Genomic DNA, 18,196 nt, shown 5'->3' on the forward strand with positions numbered 1-18,196 from the left:
ACAAAACCTCGTCGTCTACACTTGCCCCCACTGCCAAGGGGTGGCGAACGACGAGGTTTACATGAAGAGAATTCCAGCGCTGCTGGCCGGGCTGCTGTTGACGGTGGGCCTGGCCAGCACCGACAGCGCCGCATCGGCAGAACAGCCTTCACCTATCCATTTTGGTGCCATCGGCTGGGAAAGCGGCGCCCTCACGACCGAGATCCTGCGGCTGATCGTTGAGCGCGGCTACGGCTACCGTACCGACACCCTGCCTGGCAGCACGGTCAGCATGGAGGTGGCCCTGGCGCGCAATGACCTGCAAGTGATCGCCGAGGAATGGGCCGGGCGCAGCCCTGCCTGGGTCAAGGCCGAACAGGCCGGCCAGGTGTTCGCACTGGGCGATACGGTCAAAAACGCAGAGGAAGGTTGGTGGGTACCGGCCTATGTGATCGAGGGCGATGCCGCACGCAATCTGAAACCCGTGGCGCCGGAGCTGCACAGTGTCGAGGACCTCAAGCGTTACCCGCAGGTTTTTTCTGACCCCGAATCGCCCGGTAAAGGGCGCTTTCTCAACAGCCCGAGCGGCTGGACGTCTGAAACCGTCAACAGCCAGAAGCTCAAGGCCTATGGCCTGGATGGGCTCTACAGCAACTTCCGCAGTGGCTCCGGTGCCGCGATGGACGCCGAGATCGGTTCGGCAATCCGCCGTGGCAAACCCGTGCTGTTCTACTACTGGAACCCGACCCCGCTGATGGGGCGCTACAAGCTCATCCGGCTGGAAGAGCCACCGTTCGATGCCCAGGCCTGGGCCACCCTCACCGACCCCGCCAATCCCAACCCGAAGGGCAGCCGCTCGCTGCCGGCAAAGTTGTCGATTGGCGTGTCCAAAGCCTTCCGCGAAAACTACCCAGACCTGGTCAGCGTGTTCGAACAGGTCAACCTGCCCATCGATCGCCTGAACAAGGCCCTGGCCGTCATGAGCGAAAAACGCACGCCCCCGCGCAAAGCCGCCCTCACCTTCCTGCGCGATAACCGCGAGGTGTGGAAAGCCTGGCTGCCGGCGGACATCGCCGCCAAGGTCGAGGCCAGCCTGTGAGCAGCGGTTTCCCGCAAACCCTGCAGTTTTCCTTTGCCGACAGCGTCAACCGCCTGGTCGACTGGTTGGTATTGAACTACGGCGACCACCTGCGCGGTTTTTCTGACCAGTTGCTGCAACTGCTGGTCGGCCTGGAGAACCTGCTGCGTCTGTTGCCTTGGTGGCTGCTGTTGCTGCTGGTGGGGCTGCTGGCCTGGCACGCCAGCCGCAGCCTGCTGCGCAGCGCCGTGCTGGTCGCGCTGCTGGCCCTGATCGGTATGCTCGGGCTCTGGGACAAGCTGCTGCAGACCCTGGCTCTGGTGCTGGTCAGTACCGGCCTGTGCGTACTGGTGGGGGTACCGCTGGGCATCCTGCTGGCCACCCGCCCGCTGGCCAGACGGCTGCTGTTGCCAGTACTCGATGTGATGCAGACGCTACCTGCGTTCGTTTACCTGATCCCGGTGCTGATGCTGTTTGGCCTGGGCAAGGTGCCTGCCGTGTTCGCCACGCTGATCTACGCCCTGCCGCCGCTGGTGCGGTTGACCGAACTGGGCTTGAGCCAGATCGACCCCTCGCTGTTACAGGCGGCACACGGCCTTGGCGCCAGCCGTTGGCAGCGGTTGCGGCGCATCGCCCTGCCCTTGGCGCTGCCAAGTATCATGGCCGGGCTTAACCAGTCGGTGATGATGGCCTTGTCGATGGTAGTCGTGGCGTCGATGATCGGCGCCCGTGGGTTGGGCGAGGATGTGCTGGCGGGGATCCAGACCTTGAATGTTGGCCAAGGGGTGGAGGCCGGGCTGGCAATTGTCGCCCTGGCGATGGTGATCGACAGGATCAGCCAGGCCTATGGGCGTAGCAATCGCTGAGCCGTGTCGCCAGTGCCTGGGAGCAGCCTTGTGCTGCGAGAGGGCCGGGCCTGACAATACGTTTCTGTCAGCTGAGAACCGGACCTCAACCGCATGTCCCTGAAAGCCCTGCGCACCTTGGTGACCATCGCCCGCCACGGCACCTTTGCCCGCGCCGCCGACCTGCTCAGCCTCACCCCTTCGGCGGTCAGCCTGCACATCAAAACCCTCGAAGACGAACTGAAGGTGGCCTTGTTCGACCGTAGCCGCAGGCAGGTGGTGCTGACCGAAGCCGGCCAGTTGGCGGTGGCCCGCGCCGAGAGCCTTCTGGCTGCCTATGACGAACTGGCCGATGCCCTGGCCAGCGGCCCGAGCCTGCGCGGCCGCTTGCGCCTGGGGGCGATCCACACGGTGCTGGCGCGGCGTTTGCCCAAGGCGCTGGTGTGGATCAAGGCTCACCACCCGCAGCTACACATCAGCGTAGCCTCGGGCATGTCGGCGGAGCTGGCGCGGCGCGTGGAAGACGGTGAGCTCGATGCAGCGATCACCACCGAACCGGTCAGCCCTTACCCGCAGAACCTGGACTTTACACCGCTGTTCGAGGACCGTTTCTGGGCCATTGCCAGCCCTGAACTGGCCGGGTATAGCGTGCCGCAGTTGCTGGCCAGCCAGCCTTTCCTGCGCTTCGACAAGCGTGCCTGGGCTGGCCGCCAGATCGAGCAGGAGCTACGCCGCCAGCATATGCAGGTGAGCGAACTGATGGAACTGGACAGCCAGGAAGCCCTGGCGCGCATGGCGGTGATGGGCCTGGGTGTGGCGGTTATCCCCATGGCGGACGATGACCTGCAACGCTTGCCACCCGCCACCTGCCTGCCGTTCGGCGAGCCGCAGCTGACCCGGCGGGTGGTGTTGCTGGAGCATGAAAAAAGCCAGCGGCGGCATTTGAGTGCGGTGTTGAAGACCGCCCTGGAAGCCTGAAGCCAGGCTGCTCGAAAGCGCGGTATGCGCCCACCAACATGCATTTTTCCTCAATGGTCACTGAAGAAAACAACGTTTTTACCGATTGATCCGCACCCGTAGTCTATGCCCGTACCCGACTACGGAATGCTGACCATGCTGCACTTGCTGCTGACCACCCTGCTACCCATCATCCTGCTCATTGCCCTGGGTACCTTCCTGCGTATTCGCGGTTTTCTTGCCGAGAGCTTCTGGCCTGGCGCCGAGCGCCTGAGCTACTACGTCCTGCTGCCGTCGCTGTTCCTTCATGGGCTGGCCACCGCCAACCTCGATGGCATACCGGTGCTGGGCATGGCAGGTGCCCTGATGCTCTCAACCTTGGTCGGTGCCTTATTGCTGGTGCTGTATCAGGGCACGGCAAATCATGATGGTGCCGATTTCACCTCGGTGTTTCAGGGCGGTATCCGCTTCAACAACTACATTGGTGCCACCCTGGCTGCGGGCATCTATGGCAGCGCCGGTATTGCCCTGGCGGCGGTGGCCAACGCAGCCATCGTGCCCTTGGTCAACCTGCTCTGCGTGCTGGTGTTTGCCCGCTTCAGCGCCCGTCACAGTTCCCCTGCCACAGTGCTTCGGGCGATCTTCGCCAACCCGTTGATCGTCGGCTGCGCTGGCGGGCTGATGCTACGGGTCTCGGGGCTGGGCTTGCCAGCCGGTATCGACGCCACGGTCAAGGCCTTGGGCCACGCCGCCCTGCCTCTGGGTTTGCTGTGTGTCGGCGCAGCACTGGGTGGCGCCAGCCTCGGCCAGCAGGTGCGGCCGCTGATGGCAGCATCGGCGTTCAAGTTCCTGGTCATGCCACTGACCACCTGGGGCCTTTGCCGGCTGCTCGGCCTGAGTGGCCAGGCTGCGGTGGTGGCGGTGTTGTTCCAGGCGCTGCCCACCGCTTCGTCATCTTATGTCATGGCCCGGCAAATGGGCGGCAATGCGCCACTGATGGCCACCATCATCGCCCTGCAGACCGTGGCCGCCGCCGCTACCCTGCCTTTGGTGTTAATGCTTACGCTTGGCTAGACTGAAATTCTGCCCACCGCCTGGTAGTTCGCCCATGCGCCTTTACTGCATGCTGATCGGCTTGACCTCGGCCCTGCTCGCAGGCCCCCTGCATGCCGCTGACCCGGCCAAAGCCGCCGTTGCCGAGGACAAGGCCGAAATGCTTGAAGAAAAGGTCGTTGAAGATGCACCTCCCCCCAAAAAAGCGGAGAAACTGACCCCCGGCGAAGCGCAGGCAGTGGACCCGGCTGGCAAGGCGCCGCTGGATGACAGCATCACCTGCCTGGCACGTACCATCTACTGGGAAGCCAAAGGCGCCGACGCCAAAGACATGACCGCAGTGGCCAGTGTGGTGCTCAACCGCCTGGGCCACGATGGCTTTCCCGACACCATCTGCGCGGTAGTCAAACAGGGTGTGGAGACCAAGGCCTGTCAGTTCTCATGGTGGTGTGACGGGCGCCCGGACCAGGTCGAGGAACCGCAACGCTACGACGTTGCCAAAGAGATCGCACGCAAGGCGCTGAACCAGCAGTTGAAAGACCCCACCGGCGGTGCGTTGTACTTCCACGACCGCACGGTGCGCCCCGACTGGGCCAAGGCTTATCGCAAGACCGCGCAGACCACCCACTTCCTGTTCTACAAGCCGAACCAGGCATTGGCCCATTGACGCGTAAACGGCTGACAACGCTGGCCCGATGCGAATGACTGGCAACTGACCGCACTTTTCCACCGGCCAGGGGTCTACTCCCTCTTTTGCCGCCAGTAACGATTGCCGGCGTTTTCATTGCCTTGCACGACCTCGGGCCAAAAGCCGCGGGCTTGTGTAGGATGAGCAGCGCACACCACGACGCTGCCAGTCATAGGGAGATCCACATGCGCGTCCTGACATCCGTTGTCGCCTTGTCACTGGGCCTGGTCGTTTCGACCGGGGCGCTGGCAGCCACCGGCGAAGAGGCGCAGTTGATCGATTCGATCAATGTCTACCGCAGCAAGGCCCAGCCCTGCGGTGGCGGGGCGTCGCTGGAACTGCCGCCGCTCAACAGCGACACACGCCTGGCGCTGTCGCCAGAGGGCACCCGCGACCTGCAACAGGCCATGACCCGCGCCGCCTACCCAATGGTCAGCGTCCAGGCCATCAGCCTGTCGGGGCCACGCGATGCACGCGCCGCCATGCATGCCATTGAGGAAAGCTTCTGCCAGGTGGTGCTCGATCCGCAATTCGTCGATATCGGCGTCAGCCAGGAGGGCCGCGACTGGCGCATCGTGCTGGCACGGCCGCTGCTCACCGGCCGCCTGGGCGACTGGCAAGCCGAGGGGCAGAAGGTGCTGCAGGAGGTCAACGCCGCGCGCAAGGTGCCACGGCAATGCGGCGGCCAGCCGTTTGCCGCCGCCCCGGCACTCAGCTGGAGCACAGTGCTGGCCGGGGTCGCCGCCAACCACACACGGGCGATGGCCAACCAGAACTTCTTCGACCACATCGATAAAGATGGCCGCACACCCGGTGACCGGGCGGAACTGGCCGGATACCTGTACCAGCAGATCGGCGAAAATATCACTGCCGGGCGTGACACAGCGCAAAAGGTCGTCAACGGCTGGCTGGACAGCCCGGGGCACTGCGCCACGCTGATGAATCCGGCTTTCCGTGAACTGGGCGCTGCCTATGCGGTGGACCCCAAGAGTGATGCCGGGATCTACTGGACAGGCGTGTTCGGGACGCCGCAGTAGGTCACGTGAAGGGGCAATTGCCTGCACGCAACTGCAAGGCCGTACAACCAAACCGACGCCGCACGCATTTGCCAAGGTAGCTGGCATCCCCCAGGCCCACCTCATCGGCAATCTGCGCCAGGCTGTGGCTGGAGTTGAGTAAACGCCAGCGCGCCTGCTGCAAGCGCATCTCCAGCCACCAGGCCTTGGTGCTCATGCCGTGGCTGGCCTGGAACTGCCGGTCCAGTTGACGCCGGCTGATGCCCAGTTCCGCAGCCAGTTGCTCCACGGCCAACGGCGTGCCCAGGTGATGACGCATCAGTGCTTGCGCCCGCTGCACCTGGCGCCCCTGACCGGCACCCAGCTCCAGCGAGCGCAAGGCGTGACGGCTGTCGCGGGTCTCGTCCACCAGCATGTCAGCCAGCCCTTTGAGCGCACGCGTTCGCCCGCAAGCGCGTGAAAGTAGGGCAACGGCCAGGTCTATGGCGGCAGTGCCACCGGCGCAGGTGATGCGATTGCCATCGATGCAGTACAACTGCTCGCTCAGCAGCTGCAACTGCGGAAAAGCAGCACGAAACTCGGCTTCGTGACGCCAGTGCACCACCACCTTGTGCCCCTGCAGCAGGCCGCAGGCCGCCAGCAGGAAGGCGCCATTGTCGACCCCCACCAGCTTGACACCCGCCTTGGCGGCCTGCCTGAGCAAAGCCTGGTAACGTGGCGCCAGCGCTGCGGTGGCCATGGCACTGCGGCCGCCAAACACCACCAGGTAGTCGAAACAGTTCAGCTCGAGCTGATCAGCAATGGCCTCGACCTGCAGTACCGCGCCACTGCTCGACGGTATCGGCTCAAGGCTGAGCCCCGCCACCGTCCAGCTGCAATAGCGTTGCTGGCTGTAGTCCTCGTCGTCGGCGCTGAAGCGCAATTTGTCGAGAAAGGCGCCAAACGGCAGCAAGGCAAAATCCGGTAACGGCATGATCAGCAAGCGGATGTCGGGCGGCATGAAACCACGTCCAGAAAAGACCCTTTTATGACCAGATAATACTCTTCCAGCTTGAGCGTTGCGCCATAGACTGGCGCCCTCTCTCGAACAAGGTATTTTTCAGCATGGCACTGGACACCTGGCTCATCTACCTGCTGGCCAGCATCGGTCTGTCGCTGACCCCGGGGCCTAACAGCCTGTTGGCGTTGACCCATGGCGCGCTATATGGCGCACGACGAACGCTGTTCACCATCGTGGGCGGGGTATTGGGTTTCAGCGCCCTCATCGCCTTGGCCATGTTCGGCCTCAGCGCACTGCTCCAAACCTCGGCGTCGGTGCTGGGCGTACTGAAGTGGGTGGGTGGGGCTTATTTGATCTGGCTGGGCATTCAACTGTGGCGCAGCCCAGGCCTGCAGCTGGAACTGACCGAGCAAAGCGCGCGGCGCGGCAATGCCGGGCTGTTTCGCCAGGGCCTGCTTTCGGCCATGGCCAACCCCAAGGTTTTGCTGTTCTATGGTGCCTTCCTGCCGCAGTTCATCGACCCACAGCGAGGGCTACTGCTGCAGTTCGCTGTGATGGCCGCGACCTTTGCCAGCGTCGAGTTCCTGGTCGAGTATTTGCTGGCACGCCTGGCGTTTCGCATTCGCCCTTGGCTGGCCAAGGGAGGTAAAGGTTTCAATCGCTGCTGCGGCAGCCTGTTTGCCTTGATTGGCCTGGCGCTGCCGCTTGGCCGATAGCGGGCCCGCGAACACGGGCGAAGCCCGTGCCCTCCATCGCGTACCGGTTCAACCCCGGCGTGCCTTGAGTAGAAACACAACCAGCGCTACACCCGGCAACCCCGCCCCCACCAGTGCCACACCCTGCCAGCCAAACTGGCTGAACAGCGCACTGGCCACCGCCGACCCCAGCGCCCCGCCAAGGAAAATGCTGGTCATGTACACCGCATTCAGCCGCCCGCGGCTGGCAGGGTCCAGTGCGTACACTTCGCGCTGGCCGATGACCATGTTCATCTGCACCGCAAAGTCCAGCAACACGCCGGTAAGGCCCAGGCCAATCACGCTGTAACCCGGCACTGTCAGCCCCAGCAACAAGGCCGCTGGCGCCAGCAACAGCGCCAGCAGCGAGCCGGCCCGGGCATGCCCGGCATCGGCCAGGCGGCCGGCCATGGGCGCAGCAACGGCACCCACCGCGCCGACAAGGGCGAACACAGCGATCTGGCTTTGTGACAGGCCATGCTCACCGGCAAGCGCCATCGGCACCGCCGTCCAGTAAAGGCTGAACGCTGCAAACATCAGTGCCTGGTAAAACGAACGCTGGCGCAACAGCGGATAACGACGCAGCAGTGTGAGCAGCGACAGCATCAACCCGGCATAGCTGGCTTTGTGCTCGGGACGCCGCTGCGGCAAGGTCAACACCAGCAGCAGGATGATCGCCAGCATTACCCCTGCGGCGCCAATGAACACCGCACGCCAGCCGAAGTGGTCGGCCACCAGGCTCGACAGCGGTCGCGCCAGCAGGATGCCCAGCAGCAAGCCGCCCATGATGTTACCAACCACACGACCACGCTGCTGCTCCGGCGCCAGATGCGCTGCCAGCGGGATGAGCATCTGCACCGACACTGAACTGAAGCCGATCAGCAGTGCGTAACCCAGGAACAGCTGGCCCTGGCCGCTGCTGCTGGTACCCGCCAGCAGCAGGCTGACGCAGGCCAGGACCGCGGTGCCCACCATCAGGCGGCGGTTTTCCAGCAGGTCGGCCAGCGGTACCAGCAACAACAGGCCCAGGGCATATCCCAGCTGAGTGAGAGAAACGATCAGGCTGGCATGCTCGGTGGACAACCCCAGGTCCGGGGCGATCAGCCCGACGATGGGCTGGGCGTAGTAGATGTTGGCGACGATCGCGCCGCAGCAGAACGCCAGCAGCACTACCAGAGCCCGGCTCAGGCTGGCGGCTGCCGGTTGCGCTGTCGCAAGGGAGGGGTTCATGCGAAGTTCCTCGACAAGGGATGGGGAGATGCTGGCCACCTTACCCATGCACGACATCGCCGAGAATCCGGCGGTGGCGCAATGCGGCTTTGCGCACAGCGCAACACTAGTTGCCGCGTATGAGCAAATTTTCGCAAAAGTCGATGAATGCGTTTACCCGCCGTGAGCCCCGGTGGTTGGGCATGTACAAGGCGTTGATGCTGCTATTGGCCGTGCCAGGGCTGGCCTGCCAGTCGGGGAAAACCCGCTGCAGGCGCCCCGCCAGCACATCCTCGCGTACCAGCCAGTCGGCCAGCAGTGCGATACCACTGCCTGCCAGTGCCGTTTCACGCAACATGTCGGCATTGGCGCTGCGCAATGGCCCGCTTACATCCAGCTCCAGGCTGTCCTGGCCACAGGTCAGGCGCCAGGGGCGCGCTTTCTGCCCATAGCGAAAGCGCAGGCAGGCATGGTCAAGCAACTCCCGGGGATGCTGCAGAGGCTCACGCCCGGCCAGGTAGGCCGGGCTGGCCACCAGCCAACGCTGAAAACCGCCGAGCCGGCGGCACACCAGCTCGTCATTGGGCGAGGGGTCGCCCAGGCGAATCGACAGGTCATAGCGCCCGTCAAGCAAGTCGTCCAGGCGGTCGCTGAGGTCGATGTCCAGTTCCAGTGCCGGGTGCTTCGCCAGAAACGGCCCCAGGTGCGGGGCGATGACCCGCCTGCCGAACTCCACGGGCAGGCTCAGGCGCAGTACACCAACAGGCTCCTCGCCGCGATCGGCGATGCTGGCATCAGCCTCGTCCAGTGCTTCAAAAATGCCCCGTGCCCGCTCGTAGTAACGGGCGCCGGCTTCGGTCAGGCTGACCTGGCGCGTCGAACGGTTGAGCAAGGTGGCGCCCAACGACGCTTCCAGGGCATCGACCAGACGTGTCACCGACGATGTCGCCAGCCCTAGCCTGCGCGCGGCAGCAGAAAAGCCTTGGGCATCGACAGTGGCCACGAACATTTTCATCGCCAGCAGCTTGTCCATGTTCAGCCCGTCTTCCAAAAACCGGAAAGTTCTTACAAACAGCCGGGCGGGTCAAGCAGCGCGCGCCAAGGCGATTGCGTCCATAGTGAAATCAACCCAATTCCAAGGAGGCTTGCCATGACCCTGAACAACCTGCTGACCGCCCTGCCGCCCTGCGATCCCGCCAGCGCCGAACGTGTCGACGAATTGCTCAGCCGCCCGGGCATACGCGTGGAGCGTATCGTCTCCAGCGGGCAGGCAAGCCCACCCGGCTTCTGGTACGACCAGGCCGAAGGCGAGTGGATCATGTTGCTCAGGGGGGCTGCCGCCCTGCGTTTCGAGCACGAGCGCCACACCCGCCTGCTGGCGCCGGGCGATTGCCTGGACATCCCCCCGCACCACCGCCACCGCGTGGAATGGACCGCGCCCGGCACAGCCACCATCTGGCTCGCGGTGTTCTATAGCAGCAGCACCCCATGGCCGGCATGAAGGGGCCATGCCTGCCCGTGCACAAGGCGCAGTTGCCCCGTCGCCGTGCAAGGTTGGGCTTACCACCAAAGCATGAATACAAATCGAAGAGGCCTCATAAACGCCCCGTTCAATGCGCTTTTCAGCACCTTATCTATACTTTTAGCCACATCTTCGTAAGTTCAGCCCTGCGACAATCAGCCTCGCTCAATTATGTACCAACTTGTTAATTAGCAAGCTAAGGGCTTAAACTGCGCGCATTCCACCTGCTGAGATCCCTGGCATGAAAGAAACACCGCGCGCCTCTGGCGCCACACACTTCATCCTGGTCGGCCTGGGCGTGATCATCGCCCTGCTCGGCCTCCTCCTGGCTGCTGGCGGCGTCAAGCTCGCCGGTCTGGGCGGTTCCTGGTACTTCCTGATCGGCGGCTTGGCCATGGCCATCGCCGGTGTCCTCATTGCTCGGCGCAAGAGGGCTGGCGCCTGGCTGTATGCCGTGTTCTTGATCGGCACTGCCATCTGGGCACTGATCGATGCGGGCCTGGTGTTCTGGCCGCTGTTCTCGCGCCTGTTCATGTTCGGCGCAATCGGCATGGTCGTGGCGCTGGTCTACCCGCTGCTGGCGCGTGCCAATGGCGCCAGCGCCGGGCGCGGTGCCTACGGCGTCGCCGGGGTAATGGCCGTGGTGCTGGTGGTCGCTGTCGGCAACATGTTCGTTGCCCACCCAAGCGTTGCTCCCAACGGCAAAGGCCCTGGCATGACCCCAGTCGAAACCGGCAAGGAACAGAAAGACTGGGCCCACTACGGCAACACCGAAGGTGGCAGCCGCTTCGCCGCGCTTGACCAGATCAACCGTGACAACGTCAACAAGCTGAAGGTAGCGTGGACCTACCACACCGGCGACGTCGCGATCAGTGACGGCAACGGTGCCGAAGACCAGCTCACCCCGCTGCAGATCGGCAGCAAGGTGTTCATCTGCACCCCGCACAACAACCTGATCGCACTCGATGCCGACACCGGCAAAGAACTGTGGAAGAACGAAATCAACGCCCAGTCCAAGGTCTGGCAGCGTTGCCGTGGCATGGCCTACTTCGACGCCACTGCCGCCATCGCCCAGCCAACCCAGCCGAACAGCTCGCCGATCACCAGCGTTAGCGTAGCGGCCGGTGCCAACTGCCAGCGTCGCCTGCTGACCAACACCATCGACGGCCGCCTGATTGCCGTCGACGCCGACAACGGCGAGTTCTGCCAGGGCTTCGGCAACAATGGCCAGGTTGACCTCAAGGCCGGCCTGGGTGATGTACCGGACTCCTACTACCAGCTGTCCTCGGCACCACTGATGGCCGGCACTACCGTAGTGGTCGGCGGCCGTGTTGCCGACAACGTCCAGACCGACATGCCAGGTGGCGTGATCCGTGGTTTTGACGTGATCACCGGTGAAATGCGCTGGGCCTTCGACCCGGGCAACCCGGAAGATCGCCAGGCACCACAGGCCGACAGCACCTACGTGCGCAGCACCCCGAACAGCTGGGCGCCGATGTCCTACGACCCGGCGATGAACACCGTGTTCCTGCCGATGGGTTCGTCGTCCACTGACATCTACGGCGTAGAGCGCAGCAAACTGGACCACACTTACGGCGCTTCGGTGCTGGCCCTGGACGCCACCACCGGCAACCAGAAGTGGGTGTTCCAGACCGTGCACAACGACCTCTGGGACTTCGACCTGCCCATGCAGCCAAGCCTGATCGACTTCACCAAGGACGACGGCCAGTCGGTACCTGCCGTGGTGATCGGCACCAAGGCCGGGCAGATCTACGTGCTCGACCGCGCCACCGGCAAACCGCTGACCCAGGTCGACGAAGTACCGGTCAAGCCAAGCAACATCCCGAACGAGCCGTACTCCGCTACCCAGCCCAAGTCGGTGGGCATGCCGCAGATTGGCGCGCAGACCCTGACCGAATCGGACATGTGGGGTGCCACCCCTTACGACCAGCTGCTGTGCCGCATCGACTTCAAGAAGATGCGCTACGACGGCCTGTACACCGCGCCGGGCACCGACCTGTCGCTGAGCTTCCCGGGTTCGCTGGGTGGCATGAACTGGGGCAGCATTTCTACCGACCCGGTACATGGCTTCATCTTCGTCAACGACATGCGTCTGGGCCTGTGGATCCAGATGATTCCTTCGCAGAACAAAGGTGGTGCAGCATCCGGTGGCGAAGCACTGAACACTGGCATGGGCGCGGTACCGCTCAAGGGCACCCCGTATGCCGTGAACAAGAACCGCTTCCTGTCGGTCGCAGGCATTCCATGCCAGGCACCGCCGTTCGGCACCCTGACCGCCATCGACATGAAGACCCGCCAGGTAGCCTGGCAGGTACCGGTCGGCACCGTTGAAGACACCGGCCCGCTCGGCATCCGCATGCACCTGCCGATCAAGATCGGCCTGCCAACGCTGGGCGGCACCCTGTCGACCCAAGGCGGCCTGGTGTTCATCGCCGGCACCCAGGACTTCTACCTGCGCGCCTACGACAGCAGCAATGGCAAGGAAATCTGGAAGGCTCGCCTGCCCGTTGGCAGCCAGGGCGGCCCGATGACCTACGTCTCGCCGAAAACCGGCAAGCAATACGTGGTGATCACTGCTGGCGGTGCACGCCAGTCGACTGATCGTGGCGACTACGTGATTTCTTACGCTCTGCCGTAAGACCGCGTCGCCTGCTTCGCGGGCAAGCCCGCTCCTACAAGGCCCCTGTAGGAGCGGGCTTGCCCGCGAATGCCCCTCAAAGACAATCCGAGATTCTGTAATGCCATCCGCAATTCGCATCACCCCCACCCTGCTGCTGGCCCTGGCCAGCACCACTGCCCTTGCCAACGACGACCTGCTGACCCGCAGCACCCTGACCGGTGACTGGGGCGGCCTGCGCCATCAACTCGAAGAAGACGGCGTCAAGATCACCGGCGACTACAGCGGTGAAACCGCCTACAACGCCCATGGTGGCCTGCACCGCTCGGCGCGCTATTCGCAGAACGTCAAGCTGGGCGTGCAGTTCGACCTGTCGAAACTGTACGGCCTGGACAACGGCGGCAAGGTCCAGCTGACCATCAACGACCGCCGCGGTAACAGCGCCTCGGAAGACCTGGTAGGCAACCGCCTGCCGATCCAGGAAAACTACGGCGGCCTCTACACCCGCCTGACCGAGCTGAGCTACGAGCGCACGCTGTTCACCCCGGCGCTCAACGTCAAGCTCGGCTACATGGCCATGGGCAACGACCTCGGCGGCCTGGACAGCGGCATCCTGTGCAATTTCATGAACGCCGGCTTTTGCGGCCACCCGCTGAACATGTCCGGCGGCAGTGGCTGGGCCAACTACCCCAACGCCCACCTCGGTGTGCGGGTGAAGTACGACCTGTCGCCTGCCTGGCAACTGCGCGTGGCGGCGTTCAACGTTGACCCCGAAAGCAACGGCAACTCCAGCCGCGCCTGGCACCTGGGGCCCAAGCACACCACCGGCACCGTGGTACCGGTAGAGCTTATCTACAAGCTGCAAGGTGAACTGCCAGGTGAGTACAAGCTGGGCTACTACTACGACAGCTCCGATGTGAAACGCATCGGCAGCGACGATGAAGTGTCCGGCCGAGGTGGCCATTACCTGTTGGTCGACCAGGCAGTGTGGAACGACCAGGCCTCCCCAGGCCGAAGCCTGCACGCCTTCGGCCAGTACTCGGCGTCGAGCAAGGCCGCTTCGCCGTTCACCAAGTGGTATGGCGCCGGCGTGGTGCTGTACAAACCGTTCGAAGGCCGCCCGAAGGATACCGTGGCACTGGGTTACGGCCGGGCCGTGCCCAACCCGCGTAGCCGCGACGTGCTGGAAGATGCCGCTTTCAACGCGGGCCAGCAGTTCCCGGATATCGACAGCGCCGAGCAGTTGATCGAACTGAGCTACGGCTACCAGGCCACGCCATGGCTGAACCTGCGCCCGGATGTGCAATACATCATCGAGCCAGGGGCGTTTTCGGGCAAAGACATCGACAACGCACTGGTGGTTGGCCTGCAGGTCAAGGCGACCTTCTGAGTCACCGGGGCCGCGCTGCGGCCCATCCACCGTCGCAACCCTCAAGCCTGCTTGAGGTAGTCCACCAGCCTCAGCAGCATGGCATCGCAGCCCCGCAACTGCTCGACACTGACAAACTCATCCGGCTTGTGGCCCTGGTCCATGCTGCCAGGCCCGCACACCACGGTGGGGATGCCCGCCTGGTCAAACAGGCCACCTTCGGTACCAAACGCTACCGTACCGAACGTATCCGAGCCACTGAGCAACGCCACCAACCTCGCAGCCTCGCTGTCCTCCGGTGTCGCCAGCCCCGGATAGGCACTCAGCGGCTCCAGGCGAATGGCGCTGGCGATGTTGACCTTGCGCATACGTGGCAGCAACTCGGTTTCAGCATAGGTTTGTAACTGGTCGGCCACCGCCTGCGCCTCGAACCCAGGGAGCGCGCGTACTTCGAAATCGAACTCGCACTCGGCCGGCACGATGTTCAGCGCCCTGCCCCCTTTGACCACGCCGGTCTGCACCGTGGAGAACGGCGGATCGAAGCGCTCGTCGTGATAAGCCGGCAGTGCCAGGGCATCGCCGATGTCACCCAACTTGCCAATCAGTTTCGCCGCATACTCGATGGCATTCACCCCATACGGCGCGTACGCCGAATGGCACGCCGCCCCCTGTACCTGGCAACGCATTGCCAGCTTGCCCTTGTGCCCCAGCACCGGTTTGAGTTCGGTAGGTTCACCGATCAGGCACAGCCGTGGTTTACACGGGCGCTGTTCGAGGGCAGCCAGCATCGAGCGCACGCCCAGGCAACCGACTTCTTCGTCATAGGAAAATGCCAGGTGTACCGGCATGCGCAACGGCTGGGCGAGAAAAGCGGGTACAGCAGCCAACACCGAGGCGATAAAGCCTTTCATGTCGGCCGTGCCGCGGCCATACAGGCGGCCTTCACACTCACTCAGGGCAAACGGCTCGACCGTCCAGGCCTGGCCATCCACTGGCACCACATCGGTATGGCCAGACAGCACCACACCGCCAACATCCTTGGGGCCGATGGTGGCGAACAGGTTGGCCTTGGTGCCCTCCGGGTTATGGAACAGCTCGCATTCCACTCCCAACTCGGCCAGGTAGTCACGGATAAAACCGATCAGCGCCAGGTTGGAGTCGCGGCTCACCGTGGCAAAGCCGATCAGCCGGGCCAGCAGCGCGCGGCTGGCAAATTCACTCATCGCCCGGCACCCCATAGCTTGGCGCGGCGGTCGGGTTGAGGGCGCGGGTAACGTAATCCTGCATCTGGGGGCGATAGGCTTGCCACAGGCCATCAAGCACGCCGATCGGGTCACTATCGGCCCAGTCGACGCGCAGGTCCACCAGCGGCCAGGTCAGCTCGCCCGCAATCTTCAGCGCCGCCGAGTGCACGGGCCCGGCTTCGCCACCCGCTGCCATCGCCGCGTGCATGGCTGCCAGCAGGCGATCGGCCAGATGGCCGCCGGCCTGCTCGAAGGCCAGCACCATGGCTTCGATCACCTGGGTCGAGGACAGCAGGTTGCCAGCCGCCGCGCATTGTTCGCCGGCCACTGCATGGTGTGTGCCCAGTGCTTCCCGCCCGGTGAACAATGCCACCTGGCCGTGACTGTCGATCACCGTGACCTGGCGGTACTCACTCCAGCCATTGGCACTGAGCACCCTGTCCAGCGCAGCGGCAGGCGGTAACTGGCCATGCTCAAGGGCATCGAGAATCTGCGGGCCTAGCGCCGGCAGGGTGATGTTCTGGGTAGAGACCGCGCCCACACCGGCACGCACCCAGGGGCAACGGGCACCCACGGCGATGCTCGACGAGCTGATGGCGATACCGACCTGGCCGGTTTCCTGGCAACGACCGATGATGGAGAACGTCATGTCATGGTTCCTGTTGTGCTGTGCGATACACGGCATTCTGAGTGGAACCTTCTGGCGGGCGAAACGACCTTTTTCCGAGGGGGTAGGCAGGAAAAAACTATGCTCAAGGCGCCGCTCTCTGCACCCGCTCGAAAAACCACCTCACCCACCCGGGCAACCCACCCCGCAGGCCAGAGAACTCAAGGCCTTCGCCGTTTTATCGGCAAGCACCAGCTAAATACTATTTTCGCCATTTCCACGGCATCCCTAGTCTGGCTCCAGGCAACGGCGGTCCTCCAAACCGACCTGACAAAAACCGCCTGAACAAGGGCTCGGACATGACACTGAACAACCTCGAAATCGACACCCTCGTCGTCGGCGCCGGCCAGGCCGGCGTGGCCATGAGCGAACACCTGAGCAAGCTTGGCGTGCCGCACCTGGTACTGGAGCGCAACCGCATCGCGCAGGCCTGGCGTACCGGCCGCTGGGACTCGCTGGTCGCCAACGGCCCGGCCTGGCACGACCGCTTCCCGGGGCTGGAATTCAACCTCGACGCCGATGCGTTCGCCGGCAAGGACCAGGTGGCCGACTACTTCGAGCAGTACGTACGCAAGTACAACCTGCCCGTGCGCACCGGCATTGAAGTGAAGCGCGTGGTGCGTAACAGCGACCGCCCAGGCTTCACCATCGAAACCAATGAAGGCGTGATTCGCGCCAACCGCGTAGTCGCCGCCACCGGCCCGTTCCAGAAGCCGGTGATCCCGGCCATCGCGCCGAAAGACAGCAACCTGCACCAGATTCATTCCGCCGCTTACTTCAACCCAGAGCAGCTGCCTGAAGGCGCGGTACTGGTGGTCGGTGCCGGTTCCTCCGGCGTGCAGATTGCCGAGGAATTGATGCGTGCCGGACGCCAGGTGTACCTGTCGGTCGGCGCCCACGACCGCCCGCCGCGTGCCTACCGCAACCGCGACTTCTGCTGGTGGCTGGGCGTACTGGGCGAGTGGGACGCAGAAATTGCCAAGCCCGGTCGCGAGCATGTGACCATCGCGGTCAGCGGCGCCCGCGGTGGCCACACCGTGGACTTCCGCGCCCTCGCCCACCAGGGCATGACCCTGGTCGGCCTGACCCAGTCGTTTGAAAACGGCGTAGCACGCTTCCAGGACAACCTGGTCGAGAACATCAACCGCGGCGACGAAAACTACCTGGCCCTACTGGATGCGGCCGATGCCTACATCGAACGCAACGGCCTGGACCTGCCGCAAGAGCCCGAAGCCCGCCAGCGCCTGGCCGACCCGGAGTGCATGCGCAACCCGCTGCAGCAACTGGACCTGGCCAAGGCCGGCGTCAGCAGCATCATCTGGGCCACCGGTTACGGCGTGGACTTCAGCTGGCTGCAGGTAGACACCTTCGATGCCAACGGCAAGCCCCAGCACCAGCGTGGTGTGGCCCGCGAACCGGGCGTGTACTTCCTCGGCCTGCCGTGGTTGTCGCGCCGTGGTTCATCGTTCATCTGGGGGGTGTGGCACGACGCCAAGCACGTAGCCGGCCACATTGCCACGCAGCGTACCTACACCGCCTACCGCGACCGCGAGCAACGCGCAGCGGATGAGCAGCAAACTGCCAAGATCAGCAATGTCAGCACCCTCGGAGCCCACTGATGCCTACCCATACTCGCATCCGCATGTTCAACACCAAGGAAACCTACCCCAACCAGACCCTGGACAACGACTTGTGCCAGGCCGTACGGGCGGGCAATACCATCTACGTGCGCGGTCAGGTCGGTACCGACTTCGAAGGCAAACTGGTCGGCCTGGGTGACCCGCGCGCACAAACCGAACAGGCGATGAAGAACGTCAAGCAACTGCTTGAAGAAGCCGGCTCGGACCTGTCGCACATCGTCAAGACCACCACCTACATCACCGACCCGCGCTTCCGCGAGCCGGTGTACAAGGAGGTGGGCAAGTGGCTCAAGGGCGTGTTCCCGATTTCCACCGGGTTGGTGGTGGCCGGGTTGGCCCAGGCCGAGTGGCTGATGGAGATCGACGTGATCGCCGTGGTGCCCGATCAGGAATGACCACAGGCCTGAATGACGGCGGGTGACTGCCACCTGCCCGTCCAGCCACGCCTGGGTTGCCCGTGCCGCTGCTTGCAAGCGTTGAGGTACGGGCACGCCAACGGACGACACTTCCACGCTGACACGTCGCCCGCAGTTCGCGCGCGGCTGGCTACCCGCCGC

17 protein-coding genes are annotated in these 18,196 nt (G+C 64.0%); 12 read left to right on the forward strand and 5 right to left on the reverse strand.

Annotated elements, in window-relative coordinates; all coding sequences use genetic code 11:
- The first annotated feature begins 61 nt into the window (after nt 1-61).
- From GST84_15450 to GST84_15475, 6 genes are all read left to right on the forward strand, one after another.
- Complete coding sequence (locus GST84_15450) at nt 62-1,078, forward strand: ABC transporter substrate-binding protein (protein XGB13647.1); 1,017 nt, start codon at nt 62-64, stop codon at nt 1,076-1,078.
- Complete coding sequence (locus GST84_15455) at nt 1,075-1,923, forward strand: ABC transporter permease subunit (protein ID XGB13648.1); 849 nt, start codon at nt 1,075-1,077, stop codon at nt 1,921-1,923. The genes GST84_15450 and GST84_15455 overlap by 4 nt, the downstream gene beginning before the upstream one ends.
- A 93-nt stretch (nt 1,924-2,016) precedes the next feature.
- A complete protein-coding gene (locus GST84_15460) occupies nt 2,017-2,880 on the forward strand; it encodes a LysR family transcriptional regulator (GenBank protein ID XGB13649.1) in 864 nt (287 codons plus the stop codon).
- A gap of 135 nt (nt 2,881-3,015) precedes the next feature.
- On the forward strand, nt 3,016-3,933 hold the full coding sequence (locus tag GST84_15465; protein XGB13650.1) for an AEC family transporter: 918 nt from the start codon (nt 3,016-3,018) through the stop codon (nt 3,931-3,933).
- Between the two features lie 34 nt (nt 3,934-3,967).
- Nucleotides 3,968-4,579, forward strand: a complete 612-nt coding sequence (locus GST84_15470; GenBank protein XGB13651.1) for a cell wall hydrolase — start codon at nt 3,968-3,970, stop codon at nt 4,577-4,579.
- Between the two features lie 206 nt (nt 4,580-4,785).
- Nucleotides 4,786-5,637, forward strand: a complete 852-nt coding sequence (locus GST84_15475) for a CAP domain-containing protein (GenBank protein ID XGB13652.1) — start codon at nt 4,786-4,788, stop codon at nt 5,635-5,637.
- Nucleotide 5,638: 1 nt separating this feature from the next.
- On the opposite strand, the gene GST84_15480 is transcribed toward GST84_15475, so the two are convergent.
- Nucleotides 5,639-6,616 (reverse strand): helix-turn-helix domain-containing protein, encoded by a 978-nt coding sequence (locus GST84_15480; GenBank protein ID XGB13653.1) that lies wholly within the window; start codon nt 6,614-6,616, stop codon nt 5,639-5,641.
- A gap of 104 nt (nt 6,617-6,720) precedes the next feature.
- Between GST84_15480 and GST84_15485 the strand changes: the two genes are divergently transcribed.
- Entirely contained in the window at nt 6,721-7,332 is a 612-nt protein-coding gene (locus GST84_15485; GenBank protein ID XGB13654.1) for a LysE family transporter, read from the forward strand.
- Nucleotides 7,333-7,380: 48 nt separating this feature from the next.
- Here the strand turns inward: GST84_15485 and GST84_15490 are convergent, their stop codons facing one another.
- Together GST84_15490 and GST84_15495 are read right to left on the reverse strand one after the other, a co-directional pair.
- Complete coding sequence (locus GST84_15490; GenBank protein XGB13655.1) at nt 7,381-8,580, reverse strand: MFS transporter; 1,200 nt, start codon at nt 8,578-8,580, stop codon at nt 7,381-7,383.
- 106 nt (nt 8,581-8,686) lie between these two features.
- Nucleotides 8,687-9,592 (reverse strand): LysR family transcriptional regulator, encoded by a 906-nt coding sequence (locus GST84_15495; protein ID XGB13656.1) that lies wholly within the window; start codon nt 9,590-9,592, stop codon nt 8,687-8,689.
- A gap of 117 nt (nt 9,593-9,709) precedes the next feature.
- Between GST84_15495 and GST84_15500 the strand changes: the two genes are divergently transcribed.
- The 3 genes from GST84_15500 to GST84_15510 all read left to right on the forward strand — a co-directional run bounded on the left by GST84_15500 (nt 9,710) and on the right by GST84_15510 (nt 14,109).
- Nucleotides 9,710-10,060 carry a cupin gene (locus tag GST84_15500; protein XGB13657.1) on the forward strand — a complete coding sequence of 117 codons (351 nt, stop codon included), beginning with the start codon at nt 9,710-9,712 and terminating at the stop codon, nt 10,058-10,060.
- A 262-nt stretch (nt 10,061-10,322) separates the two neighbouring features.
- Entirely contained in the window at nt 10,323-12,740 is a 2,418-nt protein-coding gene (locus tag GST84_15505) for a membrane-bound PQQ-dependent dehydrogenase, glucose/quinate/shikimate family (GenBank protein XGB13658.1), read from the forward strand.
- A 100-nt stretch (nt 12,741-12,840) separates the two neighbouring features.
- Nucleotides 12,841-14,109, forward strand: a complete 1,269-nt coding sequence (locus GST84_15510) for a carbohydrate porin (protein XGB13659.1) — start codon at nt 12,841-12,843, stop codon at nt 14,107-14,109.
- Nucleotides 14,110-14,150: 41 nt separating this feature from the next.
- On the opposite strand, the gene argE is transcribed toward GST84_15510, so the two are convergent.
- The gene (gene argE, locus GST84_15515) at nt 14,151-15,311 is read right to left on the reverse strand and encodes an acetylornithine deacetylase (protein ID XGB13660.1); all 1,161 of its coding nucleotides are present in this window, start codon (nt 15,309-15,311) and stop codon (nt 14,151-14,153) included.
- Nucleotides 15,304-15,981 carry a DUF1028 domain-containing protein gene (locus tag GST84_15520; protein ID XGB13661.1) on the reverse strand — a complete coding sequence of 226 codons (678 nt, stop codon included), beginning with the start codon at nt 15,979-15,981 and terminating at the stop codon, nt 15,304-15,306. The genes argE and GST84_15520 overlap by 8 nt, the downstream gene beginning before the upstream one ends.
- A gap of 317 nt (nt 15,982-16,298) precedes the next feature.
- Here GST84_15520 and GST84_15525 point away from each other — a divergent pair, with 317 nt between their 5' ends.
- Nucleotides 16,299-17,618, forward strand: a complete 1,320-nt coding sequence (locus tag GST84_15525) for an NAD(P)-binding domain-containing protein (GenBank protein XGB13662.1) — start codon at nt 16,299-16,301, stop codon at nt 17,616-17,618.
- Nucleotides 17,618-18,034: a RidA family protein gene (locus tag GST84_15530; GenBank protein ID XGB13663.1), complete on the forward strand. Its 417-nt coding sequence runs from the start codon at nt 17,618-17,620 to the stop codon at nt 18,032-18,034. The genes GST84_15525 and GST84_15530 overlap by 1 nt, the downstream gene beginning before the upstream one ends.
- The last annotated feature ends 162 nt before the right edge of the window (nt 18,035-18,196 follow it).

The sequence above is a fragment of the Pseudomonas putida genome, assembly GCA_041879295.1.
GTDB classification, from domain to species: domain Bacteria; phylum Pseudomonadota; class Gammaproteobacteria; order Pseudomonadales; family Pseudomonadaceae; genus Aquipseudomonas; species Aquipseudomonas putida_Y.